Here is a 21,475-nt window from a genome sequence, read left to right as displayed (position 1 = left end):
CATGGCCAGTCTCCCCGCTTGCCGGTTCAGATCGCCGCCGGCTGGCCCTGCCAGTAGCGGTCGCGCAGCACCCGCTTGGCCAGCTTGCCGGCCTCGTCGCGCGGCATCTGCTGCTCGAAGTCGATCGTCACCGGGCACTTGAGCGTCGAAAGGCGGCCGCGGCAGAAGGCGATCAGCTCGCGCTCCAGCTCCGGCCCGGCCTTGGCCCAGTGGGCCGGCTGGATCACCGCCTTGACCTGCTCGCCAAGGTCGGCGTCGGGCACGCCGAACACGGCCACGTCGGCCACTTCGGGATGCAGGGTCAGCACGTCCTCGGCCTCCTGCGGATAGATGTTCACCCCGCCGCAGATGATCATGAAGGCCTTGCGGTCGGAGAGGTAGAGATAGCCCTCCTCGTCGATCCGGCCGATGTCGCCGAAGGTCGCCCAGTTGGGGTGGACCGGGTGGCGCACCCCGGCGGTCTTCTTGGGATCGCCGTGGTATTCGAAGGTGTTGGCGCCCTCGAAGAAGATCGTGCCGGTCTGGCCCACCGGCACTTCATCGCCGGCCTCGTCGCAGATGCGGATCGTGGTGCCCTGGGCGCGGCCGACCGAGCCGGGCTTGCGGAGCCATTCCTCGGAGCTGATCATGGTCGAGCCGACATTCTCGGTCCCGCCGTAGATCTCCTGGAGCACCGGCCCCCACCACTCGATCATGGCGCGCTTGACCTCGGCCGAACACGGCCCGGCCGAATGGATCACCGATTCCAGCGAGGAAACGTCGTAGCGTGCGCGCACCTCTTCCGGCAGCTTGAGCATCCGCACGAACATGGTCGGCACGAACTGGCCGCGTTCCGGCCGCCAGCGCTCGATCGCGGCGAGCATGGCCTCGGGATCGAACTTCTCGAACAGGAGCACGGTGGCGCCCACGCTCAGCTCGGCCGTGGCGAGGCCGAACGAGCCGGAATGGTAGAGCGGCGCCGAAACGATGAAGGTCGTCTTCGCGCGCGAATTGAACCACTGCGCGAACATCTGGCCAAGAGCGGCCGGCGCGTCCCAGGCCTGCTCGGGCAGGGGCCGCTTCACGCCCTTGGGCTTGCCGGTGGTGCCCGAGGAATAGATCATCTGCGTACCCGCCGAAGGATCGGCGATCAGGGTCGCGGGCATGGCCGCGCTCGCCACTTCCCAGCGCTCCACCCCGGGCAGGTCGCCGCGAATGGTGAACAGGTCGGCCACCTTGGGGCACAGCTCGGCGAACCGGGAAACCAGCTCGGACGCGTGCTTGAGGCCGGCATCGACGATCAGCAGCTTCGCCCCGCAGTCGTTGATGATGTAGGCGGCTTCCTCGGCATGGAGCTTGGAGGCGATCGGCACCATGTAGACGCCCGCGCGGGCCATGGCGGCGGCGATCTCGATGAACCGCGGGTTGTTGCCCGACCACAGCGCGAAGGTATCGCCGCGCTTCAGCCCCAGTCGGCGCAGCAGCTGGGCGCCCTGGTTGGCGGCTTCTTCCACCTGCCCGAAGGTCACCGTCTCGCCGCTGGCGGCCATGATCACCGCCGGCTGGTCCGGCTGCACGCTCGCCCAATGCGAAAGGTTCATCCTGTCCCTCGTTTGTCTTGTGTTCGATGAAGCCGCGCGACAGCGGGACCGCCCCGCCCGGCCGACGCGATTCGCTCGGGCAGCAGGAGTCGGGACCGCATCGGCACGGCAAGGTCGCCGCGCGGCCTACGCCATCGCCCGCGCGATTGTCTAGACGATTGTAAGGGATCGCGCCCGGACTTCAGGTTGCATCCCCGCCGCCGCAGGATATCATCACCGCCGAAAAACAACGAAAATGCGAGAGAGAATCACCGTGGACCAGCCCCCCGCCCGTCGCGCCGCCTTCACCGCCATGAGCGAAGGCACCGCCGCCGACTATGTGATCGTCCGCGATGTCGCCCAGGCCGAAGCGGCCGGCCTCACCGACCGCCTGATGGACCTGCTGGCCGGGCTGAAGGACACCGGCGGCTTCCGGATCGACCGGCTCGACCATTCGCTGCAATCGGCCACCCGCGCCTTGCGCGATGGCCGCGACGAGGAATATGTCGTCTGCGCCCTGCTCCACGATATCGGCGATATGCTGGCCCCCTTCAACCACGCCGAAGTCGCCGCCGCCGTGCTCAAGCCCTATGTCTCGCCAGGCAACCACTGGATGGTGCAGCATCACGGCCTGTTCCAGACCTACTACTACGCCCACCACTTCGGCCGCGACCGCAACGCGCGCGACAAGCTGGCCGACAGCCCGTGGTTCGCGCAGACGGTCGAATTCTGCGAACTCTACGACCAGAACTGCTTCGATCCCGACTATGACAACCTGCCGCTGGCCCACTTCGAGCCGATCCTGCGCCGGGTGCTGGTCCAGAAAACCTGAGTTGCCGATCCGAACCGCGCTTCGGATGGAGCGGCACCAGCCCGCTCTCCCGCCCGGACGCCTTGAACGGCCGGGCGATTTGCCCGCACCGCAATTGACCGAGGACATGGGGCTGGCCTAGCCTTGGCGCCATGAAAGCCATCCGCATCCGCCACCCCGCCACGCTCGACAGCCTCGAACTGGTCGACATGGCGCCCCCGCCGCCGCCCGGCCCGGGCGAGATCCAGGTCCGCGTGCGCGCCTCCTCGCTCAACTATCACGATTACAGCGTCTGCGCCGGGCTGATCCCCACCGCCGACGGGCGCATTCCCCTCTCGGACGCCGCCGGCGAAGTGGTCGCGCTGGGCGAAGGCGTCAGCGGCCTTGCCCTGGGCGACCTGGTCATCGGCACCTTCTTTCCCCGCCCGATCGGCCGCCATGTGCCCGGCTCGGTCTTCGCCCTCACGCCGGGCGACGGCGCCGATGGCTATGCCCGCGAACGGATCAACGCCCCGGCCGAAACCTTCACCCGCGCGCCCGCCGGCTGGTCGGCCGAGGAAGCCGCCACGATCCCCTGCGCCGGGCTGACCGCCTGGCGCGCGCTGGTGGTCGATGGCGCGCTCAAGCCGGGCGATACCGTGCTGGTCCTGGGCACCGGCGGGGTTTCGATCTACGCGCTCCAGATCGCCAGGGCCGCCGGCGCCCGGGTCATCGCCACCACCTCGTCCGATGCCAAGGCCGAACGGCTGAAAGCGCTCGGCGCCGATCACGTGATCAATTACCGCTCCGATCCCGAATGGGGGAAAACCGCCTTCGCGCTGGCCGGCAACGGGGTCGATCACGTGGTCGAGATCGGCGGCGCGGCCACGCTCCCCCATTCGCTGATGGCCTGCGGTTTCGGCGGCCATGTCGCGGTGATCGGCGGGCTGTCGGGCTATGGCGGCGAAGTGCCGACCGTGCTGATCCTTGCCCGCCAGCTGCGCGTCCAGGGGCTGCTCGTGGGCACGCCCGCGCACCAGGCCGAATTCGTCCGCGCGCTGGAAACCACCGCCATCCGCCCGGTGATCGATCGCGCCTTCCCGCTCGCCGATCTGGCCGAGGCCTTCCGCCACCAGTTGTCCGGCCGGCACTTCGGCAAGATCGTCGTCACCCTCTGATCCCCTGCCCTTTCCCCGAACCGAGGCTTTCCATGTCCGCAGACCCCCAGCTCGAAGCCAACAAGCAGGTCGCGCTCCGCTTCCTGGACGCGATCAACCGCCGCGATCCCGCCGCGATCGATGCGGTGCTGCACCCCGAATTCGTCTGGAACACCGCCGTCGCCGACGATGATGGCCCGAACGAGCTGCGCCCGCTCCATTCCGAACGGCTCAAGGGCACCAACCTGCCCCACCCCAAGCCGCGCCTCAACCGCGCCGAGGCGCTCAAGGCCTTCACCGGCCTGGTCAGCGAGAATTCGGGCGGCGCGCTCAAGGACGTGATGAAGACCACCACCGAGCCGACCTCGCAGGGCCACATGACCATCACCGTCCTCGGCATTACCGCCGAGGGCGACCGGGTGGCGATCGAGGCCAAGTCGGCCGGCATCGCCAATCCGGTCACCGGCCGCGCCTACGGCAATTTCTACCACTTCCTGTTCAAGGTCCGCGACGGCCAGCTGGTGCTCTTCAAGGAGTACCAGGACACCCTGCACGTCTACGACTATACCCAGCCCTGAACCCACCGCGCCCGCTTGCGCGCCCGAGGAGACAACCCTTGCCCGACACATTCGACATCGGCGAATTCAACCGCCGCTGGCTGGCGGGATGGACCGCCAAGGACGTCGACGGCCTGCTGGCCTTCTACACGCCTTCCACCCGGTTCTTCGGCCCCGCCGAACCCGCCGGGGTGACCGGGCTTGATGCCCTGCGCCGCTATCTGGAAACGTCCTTCGCCGGCCAGCCGCCGATCACCTATGCCGAGGATGAAAGCTGGCCGGTGCCGGGCGGCTATTGCGCCCGCTGGTATGCGACGATCGAAACCCCAGCCGGTCCGCGCCGTCTGCGCGGGTTCGATTTCGTCCTGCTCGAAGACGGGCTGATCGCCCACAACGAAGTCTATATCCACAATCTCCCGCCGGGATAACGCGCTACCAAACATTGTTTGTCAAACGCCGGTCCATCTTATCGCGGAAGCGGGAAAAACGGCGGGTTTCTGTCCTTTTCGGGGCCGGTGCGCTATGGCTTGCGGGGTATAGATCAAGGAGCCGCCACCATGGCCACGCAGACCCAAGACGCCACGATCCCGCAGGACATCGCCAACACCCTGGTCGACCCGCGCGCCTATGCCGATGGCCGGGCCGATGAAGCCCTGCGCTGGCTGCGCGCCAACAACCCGCTCGGCCTCGCCCGGCCCGATGGCTACGAGCCGTTCTGGGTGGTCACCCGCCACGCCGACATCGCGGAGGTCGGCGGCCAGAACAAGCTCTTCCACAATGGCGACAAGCAGATCATCCTCACCACCCGCGAGGATGCCGAACGGATGTACGCGCAGCGCGAAAGCGGCAATGCCTCGCGCAACCTGATCCAGATGGACCCGCCCCAGCACGGCAAGTACCGGATGATGACCCAGTCATGGTTCATGCCCTCCAACCTCCGCAAGCTGGAGCCGCAGATCCGCGAGATCGCGCGCAAGACCGTGGCCAAGCTCCTCGCCACCGGCGGCGAATGCGAATATGTCACCCAGATCGCCCACGGCTATCCGCTGCACGTGATCATGACCATCCTGGGCGTCCCCCAGGAGGATGAGCCGCTGATGCTCAAGCTCACCCAGGAGATCTTCTCGCCCAACCACGCCGGCGACGAGAACAGCCAGCTCACCCCCGAACAGAAGCGCGACAAGCTCCAGGCCGCCGTCGCCGAGTTCCATGACTATTTCGGCAAGCTCTCGGCCGATCGCCAGAAGAACCCGACCGACGATCTCGCCACGGTGATCGCCAATGCCCAGATCGGCGGCGAACCGATCCCGCTGGCCGAACGCATCGGCTACTATATCCTGGTCTCCACCGCCGGGCACGATACCACGGCCAATGCCACGGCCGGCTGTATGCTGGCGCTCACCCAGTTCCCGGAAGAATTCGCCAAGGTGAAGGCCGATCCCGCGCTGCTCCATCACCTCGCCGAAGAGGCGATCCGCTGGACCACGCCGGTCAAGCACTTCATGCGCTCGGCGGTCGAGGATACGGTGCTGGCCGGCCGCAACATCGCCGCCGGCGATCTGCTGATGCTCAGCTTCCTCTCGGCCAACCGCGACGAGGCCGTGTTCGAGGATCCCTATACCTTCAAGGCCGATCGCCAGCCCAACCCGCACCTCGGCTTCGGCCACGGCGCCCATGTCTGCCTCGGCCAGTTCCTGGCGCGCATGGAAATCCGCATCCTGATGGAAGAGATGCTCCCGCACCTCAAGTCGGTCAGCCTGACGGACACGCCCCGCCTCGCCCCGGTCAACTTCATCAGCGGCCCGGAATACATCCCGCTGAAGTTCGAAGCCGCCTGAACCAGGCCAGTCCCCTCGCGGTCGAGGGGAACCCAATCTCCTCCCCCTCAAGGGGGAGGCCGGGTGGGGGTGTGCAACGCCAGCCTCGGGCCAACCCAGGTCCAGCCGCCCCCAGCCCCCATCCCGCCCAGAACACCCCGCTCAGAACGGCTTGGCGCCAAACCGCTGTGCCCCGTCCAGCCGGATCACCGTGCCGTTGAGGAAGTCGTTCTCGACGATCTGCTGGGCCAGCATCGCATATTCCTCCGGATCGCCCATCCGCTGCGGATTGGGGATCGTCGGGCCATATTTCGCCTGGGCTTCCTCGGCCGTCATGTGGGCATAGCCGTGGGTGAGGAACGTGCCCGGCGCGATGGCCATGGCGCGGATGCCCAGCGGCGCCAGGTCGCGCGCCAGGGTCAGGGTCATGGCGATCACCCCGCCCTTGGCCGCCGAATAGGGCACCAGCCCCGGCGCGCCCTCGAACCCGGCGATCGAGGCGGTGTTGATGATCACCCCGCGCTGCCCGTCCTTCACCGGCTCGGTCCTCGCCATGGCCTCGGCGGCATGGCTGGTCACGGCAAAGGCGCCGGTCAGGTAGGCGCGGATCATGTGCTCGAAATTGGCCACCGGCAGCCGCCGCCCGTCGCGCCCGATCAGGCGCCCGCCCGGCACCGGCGAGGGCGGCGAGCCATGGACCACCACCGCCGCGCGCAATGGCCCCAGCCCCTGCGCCGCCGCCACCGCCTCGGCGATGGTGGCCTCGTCAAAGATGTCGCAGCGCACGAAGACCGAACCGTTGCCCAGCTCCTCGACCAGCGCCCGGCCGCGCTCCTCCATCACGTCGGCGATCACCACTTTCGCCCCCAGCCTGGCCAGCCGCCGCGCGGTCGCGCCGCCAAAGCCGCCCGCCCCGCCCGTGATCACCGCCGAGGCGCCGTGCATCTCCATTCACCGTCTCCCGCAAACCTCACCGGCGGGCCGCGCCCGCTCGGGGGGCAAACGATATGGCGGGCCGGCGGCCTGTCAACGCGGGCCGCGCCCATAGCGGCCCGGCGATCCCCGCCCCGGCCCCCTCCCAGCCCCCGCCCAGCCCCCTCCCGCCACTTCCCCCCCGGCCGCCTTGCCGGTAAGCCCCGGTCAGCCGAAACGAAGGGGGCCGCCGATGTCGTCCAACCATGTCCGCTACGATGCCGCCGATCACGTCGCCTGGCTGACCATCGACCGGCCCGAGCGCCGCAACGCCATCGCGCCGGCCACCAATGATGAACTCGCCGCCGCCTTCGAGCGCGCCGGGGCCGATCCCGAGGTTCGCGTCATCGTCCTCACCGGCGCCGGCGAGGCCGCCTTCTGCGCCGGGGCCGATCTGAAGGAGCTGGACGAGCGCGCGAAGGCCGGGATCCCGATCGTCACGGGCCTGCGCCGCACGATCATGGAACTGATCCTGGAAAGCCCCAAGCCCACCGTCGCCGCGCTCAATGGCGCGGCGCTGGGCGGCGGCGCGGAACTGGCCTTCGCCTGCGACCTGCGTCTTGCCGCCGATCACGCCCTGGTCGGGATGCCCGAGGCCAGGCGCGGCATGGGCGCCAATTTCGGCTCGGTGATCCTCCCGCGCCTGATCCCGCGCGCCCTCGCCCTCGAACTGCTGTTCACCGCCGAACCGATCACCGCCGAGCGCGCCGGGGCCATCGGCCTCGTCAACCGCGTCTTCCCCCGCGCCACCTTCGCCCAGGACGTGCGCGCCTTCGTCGCCACGATCGCCGCCAATGCCCCGCTCACCCTCCAGCGGATGAAGCAGACCGCGCAGAAGGGCTGGGAACTCCCGGTCCACGCCGCGCTCCACCTCGACGTCGGCCCCGATGTCTATGCCAGCGAGGACCGGATCGAGGGCGTGCGCGCCTTCGTCGAAAAGCGCGCCCCTGTCTGGAAGGGCCGCTAGGGTCGCGAGCAAGGCATAACCCCGCGAAGGCAAGCGGCGCAAATCCCCTCCCCCTCCAGGGGGAGGCCGGGTGGGGGTGTGCAACGCCGGCATGAATGCCCGGCCCGCTCCCCCGCCCCTGAAACGAAAAAGGCCCGGCGGATCACCGCCGGGCCTTTTCCTGAATTGCCGTGTCCGGTCCAGGCCGTCAGGCGGCGCGGGTGAACAGCTTGGTCACGTCGCCCGAGGTCACGACGCGCTTCTCGCCGTCCTCGATCGGCTTGGCCGCGCCGCCGACCCGGATCGGATCGGTGCTCACGCCATTGGCCTTGGCCTTGGCGCGCAGCGCGCCGACCGTGCATTCCTCGCGCGGCATATAGTGGAACGGATCGAAGCGGAACTGCTTGATCGCGTTGAGGTGGGTGATCTTGTTGATCACGTCCTCGGGCATCTTGCTGATCGACGGCCACAGGATTTCCGGCGATTCCGGCCAGACCGAGTCCGAGTGCGGATAGTCACACTCGTAGAACACGTTGTCCACGCCGATGGCGTCAATGTTGGCCAGGCCATGCTGGTCGTCGACGAAGCAGCCGTAGAAGTGCTCGCGGAACACTTCGCTCGGCTTCTTGTCGCCGAAGTTGCTGTTGGTCCACGCCTTGTGGCGCCAGTGGGTGAAGTCGGATCGCTCCAGCAGGTAGGGCACCCAGCCGATCCCGCCTTCGGTCAGCGAGATCCGCATATTGTACTTGCGGGTGGCTTCCAGGTGCAGCCAGTCCGAGGCGGAGATGGCGATCGCCATCGGGAACACCGTGGTCCACACCTCGATCGGCGATTCATCCGAAGGATGAACCGGGGCGTTGCCGCTGCCGATGTGCAGGTTGATGAACATATCGGTATCGGCGATCGCCTTCCACATCGGCTCCCAGTGGGCGTTGTGGATCGAAGGCAGGCCCTTGCGCGCGGGATTGTCGCTGAAGGTGATCGCGTGGCAGCCCTTCTTGGCCAGCCGATGGATTTCCTTGGCGGTTTCCTCCACGTCCCACACCGGCAGCAGGCCCAGCGGGATCAGGCGGCCCGGATAGGCGCCGCACAGTTCGTCCACGTGCCAGTCGTTGTAGGCCTGGAGGTGGGCCAGCGCCTGCTTCTTGTCGGGGTGGCCCAGGAACAGCGAGCCATCGAGGCCGGCGTGCGAGGGATAGTTCACCGAGCCAAGGATGCCGTTGGCGTCCATGTCGTTGATGCGCTCATGCACATCCCAGCAGCCCTTACGCATCCCCTGGAGCGAGGTCGGCTCGAAGCCGTATTCCTCGGGCGGACGGCCGGCCACCGCGTTCATCGCGATGTTGGGCAGGGTGCGCTCGCCATAGACCCAGGCATCGACGCCATTGGTGGAGGTGAAGCGCGGGGCGGATTCCAGCATCGCGCCCGACAGGTGGTTCTTGTACATTTCCGGCGGCTCGACGAAGTGGTCATCGACGCTCACCAGGATCAGATCGTCCATTTTCATGGCGCAGCATTCCTTCTGTAACAACTCGGGCGACAGCATCCTTCCCGCGCGGGAAAGGGCTTGACCGAGCTAGGTAGCTAGCTTGCTAAATAATGCAAGCGAGTCGCAATAGTTCGGGCTTCTCTTTTCCTCCTCGCAGCCGGTGCTGTCGAGGTGGCTGTTGGGCCAGGACAGGGCATTCCGCCCGCGTGATCCGAAACGCCCGTTCCGCAAAAAAACTCAGGCACTATGCGCCAGGGCCATGGCCCCGCCATCGACCCTGAGATCGCAGCCGGTGATGAACGAGGCTTCCGCGCCCAGCAGGAACCGCGCGGCAAAGGCAATGTCCATCGCCCGCCCCTCGCGGCCGGCCGGGGTGCTGCGAAGGATCTGGCCGACCTGCGGGTTGGAATCGAGTTCGAGCTGGCCCATCGGCGTTGCGATCGTGCCCGGCGAGATCGAGGTGATCCGGCCCCCGCGCGCGCCCCAGCCCGGCGCCAGCCGCTCCACGATCCGCAGCACGCCGCGCTTGGAGAAGGCATAGCTCATCCCGCTGGCCATGGGCGAGGCCTGGCCCAGCATGGCCTCCATCGCCCCGGTGATCGCATCGAGGAAACCGGGCGCCAGCGGATCGGCCATCAGCGCGTCCACCGCTTCGATCGCGGGCGCGGAATAGCCGGCCATCGAGGCGATCAGCACCGCCGCACTGCCCGGCGCCAGCCTCGGCTCCAGCGCGGCCAGCAATTTCGCCGTCGCCACCAGGTTCACGTCCATGATCGTTCGGGCATCGGCCATGCTGGGCGAAAGCCCGGCGGTGTGGACCAGCGCGAAGGGCGCGCCATCATCCAGCGCGCCGGTCAGCCCGGCCAGCACGCCGGCATCGCCCAGGTCGCCCGCGAAAGTGCCCACGACATCGATCCCCTCGCGGCGCAGCTCGGCGGCGAAGGCGTCGAGCGGGCCGGCGGCCACGTCGGTCAGGATCAGCGAATGGGCCGCGCCCAGCAGCCGCGCGCAGGCCCGGCCCATGCCGCCGGCCGCGCCGGTGATGATCAGTTTGCCCATGGAAATCGTCTCCTCGTCCGGCCTGCCGGCCCCCGCCATGCGCCTCTCCCTAGTGCGCCGCGCCGCGCCGGGAAAGCCCCGTCGCTTCGCTCGGGCGATGCCCGCGCGCGCCCCTTCCCCGGCCAGCGGCTTGACCATGCCCCCGGCTCCCGCCACTACTCGGCAAAAGCATGAATGCGGGGTAGATTTGGCAGTGGTGAAGTTGCGCGCTCTCGAGCCGCTGGGCGATCCGGTATTCCGCCGGATCTGGTCGGCCAGCCTGATGTCGAACCTGGCGCAGCTCGTGCTCGGGGTCGCGGCGGCCTGGGAAATGACCCGGCTGACCAATTCCCCGCAGATGGTCGCCCTGGTGCAGAGCGCGATGATGCTGCCGCTGATGTTCGTGGCGGTCCCCGCCGGCGCCTTTGCGGATATGTTCGATCGCCGCAAGATCGCGATCTCGGGCCTGTGCTTCTCCTCGGCGGCCGCCGCCGTGCTCACCGCGCTGCTGCTCACCGGCCATGAAAGCCCGTGGATCCTCCTCCTGTTCTGCTTCCTGATCGGCGCGGGCGTTGCCACCTATGGCCCCTCGTGGCAGGCCTCGATCCCCGAACAGGTCCCGCCCGAACACCTCCCCGCCGCCGTCGCGCTGGGTTCGGTCAGCTACAACATCGCCCGCAGCTTCGGCCCGGCGCTGGGCGGCCTGCTGGTGGTCGGCTTCGGCGCGACCGTGGTCTTCGGGATCACCGCGGTGCTCTACCTGCCGCTGGCTTTCGCCTTCCTCGCCTGGCGCCGCCGCCACGTGCCCCCGCGCCTCTCGCCAGAACGGCTCGACCGGGCGATCATTTCCGGCGTGCGCTATGCGCTCCATGCCGGCCCGGTGCGCGCGGTGATGTTCCGCTGCGCCAGCTTCGGCGTGGCCACCGCCGGCCTTGCCGCGCTCACCCCGCTGGTCGCCAAGGACCTGCTCCACGGCACGGCCACCACCTATGGCGTGCTGCTCGGCGCGGGCGGCGTCGGCGCGGTGATGGGCGCGGTCTTCGTCAGCCGGGTGGTCGAGAAGATGACCTCCGACCGCGCGCTGGCCGCGGCGATGACCGTGACCGGGCTGATGATCATCGCGGTCGGCTTCAGCCGCCACATCGTCCTCACCTGCCTGGCGCTGTGCGCCTCGGGCGCGGCCAACATGATCGCCATTTCGCTGCTCAACGTGACCATGCAGGTCTCGGTCCCGCGCTGGGTCACCGCCCGCGCGCTCGCCTGGTTCACCTCCACGCTGACCGGCGGGATCGCCTTCGGCTCGTGGGTCTGGGGCAATACGGCGGCCTCGCTCGGGGTCAGCGAGGCCATGGCCCTGTCGGGCGCGGCGGTGCTGGTGATCCCGCTGCTGGGCAAGCTCGCCCCCCTGCCGACCGACAGCACCAGCAACCTCGAACCGGCCCGGATCGCCAACGAACCCAACGTCGCCCTCGCCCTCACCGGGCGCAGCGGGCCGATCACCATCGAGATCGACTATCGGGTCGATCCGGCCAATGCCCGCTCATTCTACGATGCGATGCTCGATCTCCAGCGCGCCCGCAAGCGCAACGGCGCCTTTGGCTGGGTGCTCTCGCGCGATATCGGCGATCCCGAACTGTGGACCGAGAAGTTCGAGTTCCCCACCTGGCAGGACTACCTGCGCCACCGCGAACGCTTCACCGAGGCCGACCGCGAACTACAGGATCTCACCCAGTCCTTCTCCACCCTCTCGGGCGACAGTCCCGCCCGCATCCGGCGCAAGCTCGAACGGCCCTTCGGCTCGGTGCGGTGGAAGGCCGATACCCCCGATCCCGAGGCGACCAACCCGGCCGAACCCGTCCGCCCTCGCCCCACCACCGGCTGATCCCGGGCCGGCATCGCCGGGCCGCTGGCGGCAAGTGCCCCCTTGCGCGCGCCGGGAATATCTGACTGAAAGACGCGCAGGCAGCAGCGCCGCAAGGAGGGCAGGATGGATCTGGGAGTCAAGGGCAAGGCCTATGCGATCGTCGGCGGGGTCGCCGGCATGGGCCTCGAAACCGCCCGGCTCCTCGCCGGCGAAGGCGCCAGCGTCGCCCTGATCGGCCGCAACCGCGAACGCGGCGAGCCGCGCGCCCACCAGATGTCGGAGGAAACCGGCGCCGACGTGCGGATGTTCGCCGGCGACGGCACGGTGAAAGGCTCGCTCGACACCGCGATCAACGCCGCCGCCGAGGCTTTCGGCGGGCTGGATGGCCTGTGCGTCACCGCCGGCACCATGCAGACCCGCAAGACCCTGCTCGATCTCGATGACGATACCTGGGAAGAATATTTCCAGGCCCACGTGATGGTCACCGTGCGCGCCTGCCGCGCGGCCCTGCCCCACCTGATCGCGCGCGGCGGCGGCACCATCGTCAACACCGCGGCCTATTCGATCCGCGCGATGAAGCCGCCGCTGCTCGGCTATGCCACGATGAAAAGCGCGATCGCCGCCATCACCAAGAACATCGCGCTCACCTATGGCGCCCAGAAGGTGCGCGCCAACACCGTGTGCCCCGGCTTCATCGCCAGCGAATCCGCGCACACCGTGATGAAGATGGCGGCCGACAAGTATGGCCTTCCCCCCTTGGAGGCGATCAGCAAGGCCATGGTCGACGACTGGAAGATGAACGTCGCCCTCGGCCGGGTCGGCTATGTCGAGGAAATCGCCGAACTGTTCGCCTTCCTCCTCTCGCCGCGCGCCGGCTATACCACCGGCGCCGAAATCAACTGCGACGGCGGCACCCAGTTCTGACCCTGCGCGTCTCCGGAGAACACAGATGAAACTTGCGCTCGATATCGGCTACAGCGGCGCCCGGGTCGATATCCCGATGGAGAAGATCCTCCTGGCCGAACGCCTGGGCTTCGATTCGGTCTGGTCGGCCGAGGCCTATGGCTCGGACGCCTTCAGCCCGCTCGCCTATATCGCCGCGCTCACCAAACGCATCCGGCTTGGCACCGGCATCGCCCAGCTGGCCGGGCGCACCCCCACCATGGCCGCGATGACCGCGCAGACCATCGATGCGCTGGCCGGCGAGGGCCGGATGATCGTGGGCCTGGGCGTCTCCAACCCGCAGGTCGTCGAAGGCTGGTATGGCCAGCCCTGGGGCAAGCCGGGCGAACGCCTGCGCGACTATGTGGCGATCATGCGGAAGGTCTGGGCGCGCGAGGCGCCGCTCACCCATTCCGGCACGCAGCTGTCCGTCCCCTATGCCGGCGCCGATGCCACGGGGCTGGGCAAGCCGCTGAAGTCGATCCTCCACGGCAACCCGCATATCCCGATCTACCTTGGCACCAGCACGCCCGCGAACCTGCGCCTCACCGGCGAGATCGCCGATGGCCTGGTCACCATGCACGTGACCCCGGGCACCCTGCCCAGGAAGCTCGCCCCCTTGCGCGAAGGCATCGCCCGGCGGACCGACGGCAAGACCCTGGCCGACTTCGAGATCGTCAGCAACCTGCGGATTGTCATCACCGACGACGTGCGCGGCGCCATGGCCGCCTCGCGCGCCTTCACCGCGCTCTACGTCGGCGGGATGGGCGCCAAGGAGCAGAACTTCCACAAGGCCGCGATGATCGAACGCGGCTACGGCGAAGCGGCCGAGCGCATCCAGGAGCTGTACCTCGCCGGCCACAAGCAGGAAGCCGAAGCCGCCGTCCCCGACGAATACCTCGATGAAGCCGCGCTCTATGGCCCGCGCGAACGCATCAAGGAACGCTTCCCGATCTGGGCAGACGCCGGCTTCACCATCCTGCGCCTCACCAACATGGACGACGAAGCCCTCAAACTCGCCGCCGATCTCTTCGCGGGCTAGGAGCCGCCACTCACCCCCTGCGCGCCCCACACCCCTTGCGGAGCGGCAGGGCCAGCAATTCGCGCAAGGCCCGGTCAAACGCCTCGGGCCGTTCGTACATCGCCCAGTGCCCGGCATCGGGCAGGACCCGGAACTCCAGGTCGGGCACCGCCGTCCGCAGCGCCGCTTCCTGCACGGCGGGATCGGGGTGCGGGGCGTCGCTGTCGCCCCAGATCGCATCCACCTGCGCGGAAACGTGCGGCAGGGCGGTGAGCAGCTTGTCGGGCAGGACCAGCGGCCCCACGTTGAGCCGCCGCCCGGCCTGGGCGATGTTGGTGGCATGGATGTGCACGGTCAGCGCATCGGCGGTGGCCGGATCGTGGAGCATGAAGGCCAGCAGGTTCTCGCGCAGCACGGCCACCCGCTCGGCCCCTTCCAGCCCCTTGATCCGCTTCAGCTCGAAATGGCCATGCGGCGTGTGCAGCCCGCCGGCGTCAACGATCACCAGCCGCCGCAGCAAGCCGGGGTGCAGCACGTCGAGACTGGCCAGCGTGATCGCCCCGAACGAAAAGCCCACCGCGTCGATCGGCAGCCCCTCGCCCACCAGCTCGCGCAAGCCGCGCGCGAAAGCCTCGGCAATGGCCTCGCGCACCGGGCCGTCGTCCGCCACCGCCGCGCTCTCGCCGCAGCCGGGAATGTCGGGCGCCCAGACCGTGTGGGTGCGGGCCAGATCGGGAATGTTGCGGAACCAGTGGGTCCACGATCCCTGCGCGCCGTGAACCAGCAGCAGCACCGGCGCAGCGGCCCCGCCCTCCGGCCCCCAGCGCCGCCAGACCATCGTGCCCTCACCGCAGGGAATTGCGAACCGCTCCGCCCGCCGCTCCAGCGCGGCCACCTGTTCGGCGGGATCGGCAACAGGGGATGGCACGGCTTCAGGCATGGGATCTCCGCTCGGTCGGGTGCCCCTTCCTAGCCGATCCCCCACCCGGCGCCATAGCCGCCCCGCCTGATCACCGCCGCTGCGATATCGGGCAGCGCCACGCGCACCCTCAGCCCACGATCCCGCGCACCTTCAGGTCCACCACGGCATCCCAGTCCAGCCCCAGCCCTTCGAGGATTGCGTCGCCATGCTCGTTGAATTCAGGCGCGCGGCCGGGCCTGGCCGGCACCCCGTCATACTGGATGGGCGCGGCCACCAGCCGGAAGGGCACGCCCGCCGCCGTCTCCACCCGCTGCAAATAGCCGTTGGGTTCGACCATCGGATCGCTCGGCACTTCGGCGGCGGTCTGCACCACGTTCCACTGGCCGGGAAAGGTCTCCAGCTTCACCCGCCACTCGGCCAGGCTGTGCGCGGCAAAGGCCTCGCGCAGGATCGTGGCGGCCTCGGCATTGCCGAGCAGCCGGTCCTGCGTGGCAAAGCGCGGATCGCGGCCCAGCTCGGGCCGGCCGATCGCCTCGCACATCATCGGCCAGTAATGCGCGGCCTGGAGGCAGCACAGCGCGATCCGCCGATCGTCGGCGGTGTAATAGGTGGCCGAAAGCGGGTTGGCCTGCGGCGGCGGCCAGGGCCAGGCGGGATCGCGGTCGGCGCAGGCGATCGCCGCGCCCATCGACCACATCCCCGTCGCCAGCAGCGAACTGTCGACCACGGTCGCCTCGCCGGTGCGCTCGCGGTGGAACAGGGCGCCCATCACGCCGCCGGCGATGAACATGGCCCCGGTGAAATCGCCAAAGCCGGGCGCGGGCAGGAACGGCAGGCTGCCGTCGGGCCGCGCCACCATCGAGGAAACCCCGGTGCGGTGCCAGAACGAGAGCAGGTCATAGGAGCCGCGATCGCGCTCCGGCCCCTTCTCCCCCGCGCCGCCGCCGCGCGCATAGATCAGGCGCGGATTGTGCGCGCGCAGGTCCTCGACATCGAGCTTCAGCTTGGCCCGCACGCGCGGCAGCTTGTTGGTCATGAACACGTCGGCGCTGGCGGCCAGCCGGTAGAGGATCTCGCGCGCCTCGCTCTGGGCAAGGTCGAGCGCGAGGCTCTGCTTGCCGCGATTGGCGTGCTCGAACAGCACGTTCACATCGTCGCCGGTGGTGGTGATCCCGCGCGCGGCATCGCCCCGCTCCACCGGCTCGATCTTGATAACCTCGGCGCCCCAGTCGGCCAGCAGCGCGCCGGCCATCGGCAGAAAGCCGTGCTCCGACACCTCCAGCACGCGGACACCCTTCATGATCGCGGTCATGCACTCTCCCGATTGCCATGCCAGACCCGCGCCATGGCCGGCCCGCGCCTTGTTGTGTGCCCCGTCATGTCCCCCGCGCCCGCGCGGCTCAAGAGCCTAATCTTCCAGCCCCCGGCGCCAAAACCGGACAGCCGCGCCCGCGAACATGGCCCCTCCCCGCGGGATGGGTTGGGGTGGCGCACCTTGCATCGGCGGGTTTACCGCATGACATGGCCCCTCCCCAGCGGGGAGGGGTTGGGGTGGGGGCAGCCCCGCCCCATCACGGCCGCATCGTCCCCCCGCCGTCCACCGCAATGGTCTGGCCCGAAATGTAGCCGGCATCGTCGGACAGCAGGAAGGCGCCCATCGCCGCGATGTCGTCGGGCCGGCCCACCCGGCTCTTGATCGCGGTGCGGCTCCTGACCATGTCGATCACCTCGTCCGGCATCCCGCTCATCCGCTCGTGGCCGATGTAGCCGGGGCAGATGGCATTGGCGCGGATGCCGTCCACGCCATAGCGCACCGCGATGTTCCGCATCAGGCCCAGCATCCCGGCCTTGGCCATGGCATAGGCGAAGCGCACGTCGGTGCCCTTGTAGGCCTCGACCGAGCTGGTGAACACGATCGCTCCGCCACCGGTCTTCACCATCGCCGGAATGGCATGGCGCGCGCACAGGAAATAGCCGCGCAGGTTGGTCCGCAGCCCTTCGTCGAGCAGGTCGAGCGGCAGCTCCACCCCGCCCTGGAAATGGGCGTCGGTGACATGGGCATAGTTCACGTGGATGCCGTCGAGCCGGCCGAACCGGGCCAGGGCCAGGGCCACCATGGCCGCGATCGAGGCATCCTCGGCCCCGTCCAGCTCGGTGCCGACCGCGCGCGCGCCACTCGGGTCCACCTCGGCCGCCAGCGCCGCGGCATGGTCGCCGCGCAGGTCGCCGATCACCAGCTTCGCGCCTTCCGCGGCATAGCGGCGCACCAGCCCGTCGCCGATCCCGCCCGCCCCCGCCACGATCACCACCTTGTCCGCCAGCCGTCCCGCCATCTCGTCCTCCTTCGCCATGGCGCCCGCGCCTGGCCAAATTGTCTATCGGTTTATGGTGGTCCTGCCGGGCCGTCCTGGCAAGAGGCGGGATGCCGGGCAGCCCCCTCGCGCCGCCGCCGCCCCTCAATCATCCACAGGATTGAAGCCCCCCCCGCCCCACCCGCCTGCATCCTTCGCCAGGCGCGAGGGACTCTCGCTTTTTGACAACCATCAAATCGCGGCCCCGCCGGCTTGCGTATGCAGGGCGCAACCAAAGGATGAAGGAGAAACCCATGTCGACCGACACGATGGAAAAGCCCGCCGCTTCGCACCCCAACAAGCCCGACTACGAGATCTGGGATTGCGACCATCACTATTACGAGCCGCCGGAAGCCTTCCTGCGCCACCTGCCCAAGAAGTTCGAGAGCGACTTCATGTACGTCACCCTGCCCAACGGCCGCACCAAGCTGGCCCTGGAAGGCAAGATTTCGTATATGTATCCCAATCCGCTGTTCAGCGTGATCTCCGAGCCGGGCAGCCACGAGGAATACCACCGCGGCCACAATCCCGAGGGCAAGAGCCAGAAGGAACTGGCCGGTGAGCCGATGCGGATCATCCCGGCCATGCGGAATGGCGCCGCCCACCTCAAGATGATGGACGAACTCGGCCTCCACGCCGCGATCATCTTCCCCACGCTGGCCGCCGTGATCGAGGAACGCATGGGCCACCGCCCTGATCTCGTCGGCGCGCTCTACCACTCGCTCAATATGTGGGTGGCCGAGGAATACGGCTTCGGCAACGGCCGCCAGTTCCCGGTCGGCGCGGTCACGCTCGGCGATGCCGATGCCGCGGTCAAGGAACTGGAATTCCTGATCAAGGCCGGCTGCAACGCCGTCCAGGTCCGCCCGGCCCCGGTCCCCGGCCCGCTCGGCGGCCGTTCGCCCGGCGCGGCGGAATTCGACCGGTTCTGGGCCACCGCGGCCGAGGCCAAGGTGCTGATCACCAACCATGTGGGCGATTCGGGCTACGACAAGATCTACCGCTGGTGGAAGGGCGGCGACAGCGCCGAATTCGTGGCCTTCCAGAAGGATCCGGCGCAGGACTGCCTCGACATGATGGGCCGCGCCGCTTCCGACTTCGTCTGCATGATGGTCTGCCACGGCGTGTTCGACCGGCATCCGGGCCTGCAGATTTCCGCGGTCGAAGCCGGCTCGCGCTGGGTCGGCCCGATGATCGAACGCCTCGCCCTGACCTACAACCGGATGCCGAACGAGTTCAGGCAGCACCCGGTCGATGCCGTCCGCAAGCACCTCACGGTCATGCCGTTCTACGAGGAATCGGCCTACGATCTGGCCGAGCACATCGGCGTCGACAACGTGCTGTTCGGGTCTGACTGGCCGCACGCCGAAGCCATCCGGGTGCCCCTTGATTACTACAACGACATCAAGGACTTCTCGGCAGCCGACCAGAAGAAGATCATGCACGACAACACCAAGCGCCTGATGACCGGCGCCTGGTAAGCCCAAGCGGCGTTCCCCCCGGCCAGCGGCAAGCCCGCCCCGGGGGGAAGCCACCCCTGCCCCACCCCCGAACACCCCCATAACACCATCGCGGCCCCGGCCGCCGTTCCCGGCCCCACGGCCCGGCCCGATATCCGCCAACTGGCCTCGACGCGCCGCGCCGGCCAGCGCCTCTGGAGCGCATCGGCCCCACCCGGATCATCCGGCGCTCCCGATCTTGACGGATATCAATTTCGCCCGGCCCGCGCGCTGGCACAGTGCGGCCAGCCCGATGAAGGAGAACCATCATGACCACTGAAGTCGTCGACCGCGCCAAGTTCGACAAGGCCGCCCGCCCCGATTACCAGGTCTGGGACGTCGATCACCACTATTACGAGCCGGCCGAGGCATTCCTGCGCCACCTGCCGGAGAAGTTCAAGAACGGCTACCGCTACCTCTCGATCGATGGCCGCACCAAGCTGGCGCTCAACAACCTGATCCAGGAATTCATCCCGAATCCCGGGTTCGAAGTCGTCGCCCGCCCCGGCAGCCACGAGAATTTCTACCGCGGCAACAATCCCGAAGGCCTCACCCTGCGCGAGATGGGCGGCAAGCCGATGCGCTCGGTCGCCGCCTTCCACAACGGCAAGGCCCACCTTGAACTGATGGATGAGCTGGGCCTCCATGCCGCGCTGGTCTTCCCGACCATGGCGGTGATCCTGGAAGAACGCCTCGGCCACACCGATCCCGAACTGCTGATCGCGCTGTTCCACTCGCTCAACCAGTGGGTCGCGGAAGAATACGGCTTCGGCAACGGCCGCCAGTATCCAGTCGGCGCGATCGCCATGGTCGATCCGGTCCGCGCGCTCGAGGAACTGAACTTCCTGATCAGCGCCGGCTGCAACGCCATCCAGGTCCGCTCCGCGCCGATCCGCCTGCCGCTCGGCACGATCTCGCCGGCCGATCCGGTGTTCGATCCGTTCTGGGCGCGCTGCGCGGAAGCCAAGGTGCTGGTCTGCAGCCACGTCGGCGATGCCGGCTACGACAAGCTCTACCGCGACTGGGCCGGCACGCTGGCCAGCGGCGCGCGCGAAGCCCAGCCCTTCAACAAGGGCGCGATGAAGGAATCGTTCGACAACATGGGCCGTCCGGCCGCCGATTTCCTCTGCACGCTGGTCTGCTCGGGCGTGTTCGACCGGCATCCCGGCCTCAAGGTGGCGATCGTCGAGGCAGGGTCCGCCTGGGTCGGCCCGATGCTCGATCGCCTGCGCCGCGTCTATCACAAGCTGCCGCAGGAATTCAAAAAGGATCCCGTCCAGGCGATCCGCGACCATGTCTACATCATGCCGTTCTATGAAGATTCGGCGCGCCACCTCGGCGAGCTGCTGGGCATGGACAAGGTCGTCTTCGGCAGCGACTGGCCGCACCCCGAAGGCATGGGCGAACCGCTCGAATACTATGCCGACATCGCCGACCTGACCCCCGCCGAGCAGAAGATGGTGATGTGCGACAACCTCAAGGACCTGATGGAAGGTCGCTGGTAAGCACCGGCCGCCGCGCCGGCCCCCCGGCGCGGCCACCAGCCAGGAATGCCAGCCGAAAATCAAGGCCCGGGCCAGTCCCGGGCCTTTTTTCGTGCGGCGCGCCCGCCGCACCGAGTCCTTGCTTGGTAAGCCGGCTATCTATATGAGCCCCGCCACGAACGCGGGCCTGGCCTGCGCGCTCCCAATAAGCCGCTGCGGGCAGCCCTTCCCGGCCCCCTGCCCCGAAGGCACCGTTTCGAGAGGTCCCCCATGAGCCCCGTCGTCGAATGGCTGCACGTCCACTACCAGTGGCAACTGTCGCTCATCGTCTTCGCCACGATGATGGCGATCAACATCTTCGGCAAGCACGTGGCCAACCTGGTGCCCGCCTTCCGCGCCGCCGGCGAGCTCAACATGGCCGATTATCGCCGGAAGCTGGCGAAGCCGTCCTATGCGGCCAATCTCAAGCGCAGCCGCAAGTGGGGGCTGATCTACAACGTCATCACCTTCCTGGTGGTGATCCCGTTCTGCGTCGGCCTGGCCCCCACCCCCTGGTGGAAGATGCTGGTCGACGTGGTCATCATCCTGATGGTCTATGATTTCTTCTACTATATGTGCCATCGCTTCCTGTTTCACGATGAAGGCTTCCTCGGCGGCCCGCTGCTTGCGGTCCACGCCGTGCACCACCGCCAGCACAACCCGTGCCGCAACGATTCGGCCTTCCTCAACCCGCTGGAAACCGCGATCGGCATCGGCCTCTATGTCGGGTCGCTGGCCCTGCTGTCGGTGTTCATGGGGCCGTTCCACCTGGTCACGGTGCTGATCACCTTCTTCGCCTTCCAGCAGATCAACCTGCACAACCACGATCTGTGGGAGGAGGATCGCTTCCCCTTCCGCTATCTCAACTATGCCGCCAAGATGCACCACAACCACCACGCGGTGTTCACCGGCGGCAACTTCGGCACCATCTCGCTGTTCTACGACTGGCTGTTCGGCACGATGGACGATGGCAAGACCGTGCGCCGCGCCGGCGGCAAGAAGGCGTAACGCACTGAACCAAAACGTCG

The 21,475-nt window shown here is 68.2% G+C and carries 19 protein-coding genes; 12 read left to right on the top strand and 7 right to left on the bottom strand.

Going from position 1 to position 21,475, the window contains the following annotated elements:
- Window positions 1-26: 26 nt before the first annotated feature.
- Window positions 27-1,580 (bottom strand): acyl-CoA synthetase, encoded by a 1,554-nt coding sequence (locus tag ACFOD9_RS00720; RefSeq protein WP_379508162.1) that lies wholly within the window; start codon window positions 1,578-1,580, stop codon window positions 27-29.
- 253 nt (window positions 1,581-1,833) lie between these two features.
- Here ACFOD9_RS00720 and ACFOD9_RS00715 point away from each other — a divergent pair, with 253 nt between their 5' ends.
- The 5 genes from ACFOD9_RS00715 (at window position 1,834) to ACFOD9_RS00695 (ending at window position 5,901) form a co-directional block, all read left to right on the top strand.
- Window positions 1,834-2,391 carry an HD domain-containing protein gene (locus tag ACFOD9_RS00715; protein ID WP_379508161.1) on the top strand — a complete coding sequence of 186 codons (558 nt, stop codon included), beginning with the start codon at window positions 1,834-1,836 and terminating at the stop codon, window positions 2,389-2,391.
- Between the two features lie 131 nt (window positions 2,392-2,522).
- On the top strand, window positions 2,523-3,527 hold the full coding sequence (locus ACFOD9_RS00710) for a zinc-dependent alcohol dehydrogenase family protein (protein WP_379508160.1): 1,005 nt from the start codon (window positions 2,523-2,525) through the stop codon (window positions 3,525-3,527).
- 32 nt (window positions 3,528-3,559) lie between these two features.
- The gene (locus ACFOD9_RS00705; RefSeq protein WP_379508159.1) at window positions 3,560-4,084 is read left to right on the top strand and encodes a nuclear transport factor 2 family protein; all 525 of its coding nucleotides are present in this window, start codon (window positions 3,560-3,562) and stop codon (window positions 4,082-4,084) included.
- A 38-nt stretch (window positions 4,085-4,122) separates the two neighbouring features.
- The gene (locus tag ACFOD9_RS00700; protein WP_379508158.1) at window positions 4,123-4,491 is read left to right on the top strand and encodes a nuclear transport factor 2 family protein; all 369 of its coding nucleotides are present in this window, start codon (window positions 4,123-4,125) and stop codon (window positions 4,489-4,491) included.
- Between the two features lie 129 nt (window positions 4,492-4,620).
- Window positions 4,621-5,901 carry a cytochrome P450 gene (locus tag ACFOD9_RS00695; protein WP_379508157.1) on the top strand — a complete coding sequence of 427 codons (1,281 nt, stop codon included), beginning with the start codon at window positions 4,621-4,623 and terminating at the stop codon, window positions 5,899-5,901.
- A gap of 141 nt (window positions 5,902-6,042) precedes the next feature.
- Here the strand turns inward: ACFOD9_RS00695 and ACFOD9_RS00690 are convergent, their stop codons facing one another.
- Window positions 6,043-6,831, bottom strand: coding sequence for an SDR family NAD(P)-dependent oxidoreductase (locus tag ACFOD9_RS00690; RefSeq protein WP_379508156.1), 789 nt, complete (start codon window positions 6,829-6,831; stop codon window positions 6,043-6,045).
- 214 nt (window positions 6,832-7,045) lie between these two features.
- On the opposite strand from ACFOD9_RS00690, the gene ACFOD9_RS00685 reads away from it, so the two are divergent.
- Entirely contained in the window at window positions 7,046-7,819 is a 774-nt protein-coding gene (locus tag ACFOD9_RS00685; protein ID WP_379508155.1) for an enoyl-CoA hydratase/isomerase family protein, read from the top strand.
- Window positions 7,820-8,006: 187 nt separating this feature from the next.
- Here the strand turns inward: ACFOD9_RS00685 and ACFOD9_RS00680 are convergent, their stop codons facing one another.
- A complete protein-coding gene (locus ACFOD9_RS00680) occupies window positions 8,007-9,305 on the bottom strand; it encodes an amidohydrolase family protein (protein ID WP_379508154.1) in 1,299 nt (432 codons plus the stop codon).
- 219 nt (window positions 9,306-9,524) lie between these two features.
- Window positions 9,525-10,385: an SDR family oxidoreductase gene (locus ACFOD9_RS00675; protein WP_379508153.1), complete on the bottom strand. Its 861-nt coding sequence runs from the start codon at window positions 10,383-10,385 to the stop codon at window positions 9,525-9,527.
- A gap of 157 nt (window positions 10,386-10,542) precedes the next feature.
- Here ACFOD9_RS00675 and ACFOD9_RS00670 point away from each other — a divergent pair, with 157 nt between their 5' ends.
- The 3 genes from ACFOD9_RS00670 to ACFOD9_RS00660 all read left to right on the top strand — a co-directional run bounded on the left by ACFOD9_RS00670 (window position 10,543) and on the right by ACFOD9_RS00660 (window position 14,173).
- Window positions 10,543-12,207 carry an MFS transporter gene (locus ACFOD9_RS00670; RefSeq protein ID WP_379508152.1) on the top strand — a complete coding sequence of 555 codons (1,665 nt, stop codon included), beginning with the start codon at window positions 10,543-10,545 and terminating at the stop codon, window positions 12,205-12,207.
- A 105-nt stretch (window positions 12,208-12,312) separates the two neighbouring features.
- Complete coding sequence (locus ACFOD9_RS00665; protein WP_379508151.1) at window positions 12,313-13,113, top strand: SDR family NAD(P)-dependent oxidoreductase; 801 nt, start codon at window positions 12,313-12,315, stop codon at window positions 13,111-13,113.
- Window positions 13,114-13,138: 25 nt separating this feature from the next.
- Window positions 13,139-14,173, top strand: coding sequence for an LLM class F420-dependent oxidoreductase (locus ACFOD9_RS00660; RefSeq protein WP_379508150.1), 1,035 nt, complete (start codon window positions 13,139-13,141; stop codon window positions 14,171-14,173).
- A gap of 10 nt (window positions 14,174-14,183) precedes the next feature.
- On the opposite strand, the gene ACFOD9_RS00655 is transcribed toward ACFOD9_RS00660, so the two are convergent.
- The 3 genes from ACFOD9_RS00655 to ACFOD9_RS00645 form a co-directional block, all read right to left on the bottom strand.
- A complete protein-coding gene (locus ACFOD9_RS00655) occupies window positions 14,184-15,092 on the bottom strand; it encodes an alpha/beta fold hydrolase (protein WP_379508149.1) in 909 nt (302 codons plus the stop codon).
- Window positions 15,093-15,201: 109 nt separating this feature from the next.
- Complete coding sequence (locus ACFOD9_RS00650; protein WP_379508148.1) at window positions 15,202-16,386, bottom strand: CaiB/BaiF CoA transferase family protein; 1,185 nt, start codon at window positions 16,384-16,386, stop codon at window positions 15,202-15,204.
- Between the two features lie 259 nt (window positions 16,387-16,645).
- A complete protein-coding gene (locus ACFOD9_RS00645; RefSeq protein ID WP_379508147.1) occupies window positions 16,646-17,407 on the bottom strand; it encodes an SDR family NAD(P)-dependent oxidoreductase in 762 nt (253 codons plus the stop codon).
- A 272-nt stretch (window positions 17,408-17,679) separates the two neighbouring features.
- Here ACFOD9_RS00645 and ACFOD9_RS00640 point away from each other — a divergent pair, with 272 nt between their 5' ends.
- The 3 genes from ACFOD9_RS00640 to ACFOD9_RS00630 all read left to right on the top strand — a co-directional run bounded on the left by ACFOD9_RS00640 (window position 17,680) and on the right by ACFOD9_RS00630 (window position 21,455).
- The gene (locus tag ACFOD9_RS00640) at window positions 17,680-18,906 is read left to right on the top strand and encodes an amidohydrolase family protein (protein WP_379508146.1); all 1,227 of its coding nucleotides are present in this window, start codon (window positions 17,680-17,682) and stop codon (window positions 18,904-18,906) included.
- A 287-nt stretch (window positions 18,907-19,193) separates the two neighbouring features.
- A complete protein-coding gene (locus ACFOD9_RS00635; protein ID WP_379508145.1) occupies window positions 19,194-20,429 on the top strand; it encodes an amidohydrolase family protein in 1,236 nt (411 codons plus the stop codon).
- 249 nt (window positions 20,430-20,678) lie between these two features.
- The gene (locus ACFOD9_RS00630; RefSeq protein WP_379508144.1) at window positions 20,679-21,455 is read left to right on the top strand and encodes a sterol desaturase family protein; all 777 of its coding nucleotides are present in this window, start codon (window positions 20,679-20,681) and stop codon (window positions 21,453-21,455) included.
- Window positions 21,456-21,475 lie beyond the last annotated feature (20 nt).

Origin of the sequence: Novosphingobium bradum (genome assembly GCF_042646485.1) — a bacterium.
In the GTDB taxonomy this organism is placed as follows: Bacteria; Pseudomonadota; Alphaproteobacteria; order Sphingomonadales; family Sphingomonadaceae; genus Novosphingobium; species Novosphingobium bradum.
Note: the sequence above shows the minus strand (reverse complement) of the source record. Positions and strands in the feature narration are given on the sequence as shown.

Bases quoted from the DNA above. Each gene is read 5' to 3' on its own strand.
- ACFOD9_RS00720 (WP_379508162.1), bottom strand. From the start codon at position 1,580: ATGAACCTTTCGCATTGGGCGAGCGTGCAGCCGGACCAGCCGGCGGTG.
- ACFOD9_RS00710 (WP_379508160.1), top strand. From the start codon at position 2,523: ATGAAAGCCATCCGCATCCGCCACCCCGCCACGCTCGACAGCCTCGAA.
- ACFOD9_RS00705 (WP_379508159.1), top strand. From the start codon at position 3,560: ATGTCCGCAGACCCCCAGCTCGAAGCCAACAAGCAGGTCGCGCTCCGC.
- ACFOD9_RS00695 (WP_379508157.1), top strand. From the start codon at position 4,621: ATGGCCACGCAGACCCAAGACGCCACGATCCCGCAGGACATCGCCAAC.
- ACFOD9_RS00690 (WP_379508156.1), bottom strand. From the start codon at position 6,831: ATGGAGATGCACGGCGCCTCGGCGGTGATCACGGGCGGGGCGGGCGGC.
- ACFOD9_RS00685 (WP_379508155.1), top strand. From the start codon at position 7,046: ATGTCGTCCAACCATGTCCGCTACGATGCCGCCGATCACGTCGCCTGG.
- ACFOD9_RS00680 (WP_379508154.1), bottom strand. From the start codon at position 9,305: ATGAAAATGGACGATCTGATCCTGGTGAGCGTCGATGACCACTTCGTC.
- ACFOD9_RS00675 (WP_379508153.1), bottom strand. From the start codon at position 10,385: ATGGCGGGGGCCGGCAGGCCGGACGAGGAGACGATTTCCATGGGCAAA.
- ACFOD9_RS00665 (WP_379508151.1), top strand. From the start codon at position 12,313: ATGGATCTGGGAGTCAAGGGCAAGGCCTATGCGATCGTCGGCGGGGTC.
- ACFOD9_RS00660 (WP_379508150.1), top strand. From the start codon at position 13,139: ATGAAACTTGCGCTCGATATCGGCTACAGCGGCGCCCGGGTCGATATC.
- ACFOD9_RS00655 (WP_379508149.1), bottom strand. From the start codon at position 15,092: ATGCCTGAAGCCGTGCCATCCCCTGTTGCCGATCCCGCCGAACAGGTG.
- ACFOD9_RS00650 (WP_379508148.1), bottom strand. From the start codon at position 16,386: ATGACCGCGATCATGAAGGGTGTCCGCGTGCTGGAGGTGTCGGAGCAC.
- ACFOD9_RS00645 (WP_379508147.1), bottom strand. From the start codon at position 17,407: ATGGCGGGACGGCTGGCGGACAAGGTGGTGATCGTGGCGGGGGCGGGC.
- ACFOD9_RS00640 (WP_379508146.1), top strand. From the start codon at position 17,680: ATGTCGACCGACACGATGGAAAAGCCCGCCGCTTCGCACCCCAACAAG.
- ACFOD9_RS00635 (WP_379508145.1), top strand. From the start codon at position 19,194: ATGACCACTGAAGTCGTCGACCGCGCCAAGTTCGACAAGGCCGCCCGC.
- ACFOD9_RS00630 (WP_379508144.1), top strand. From the start codon at position 20,679: ATGAGCCCCGTCGTCGAATGGCTGCACGTCCACTACCAGTGGCAACTG.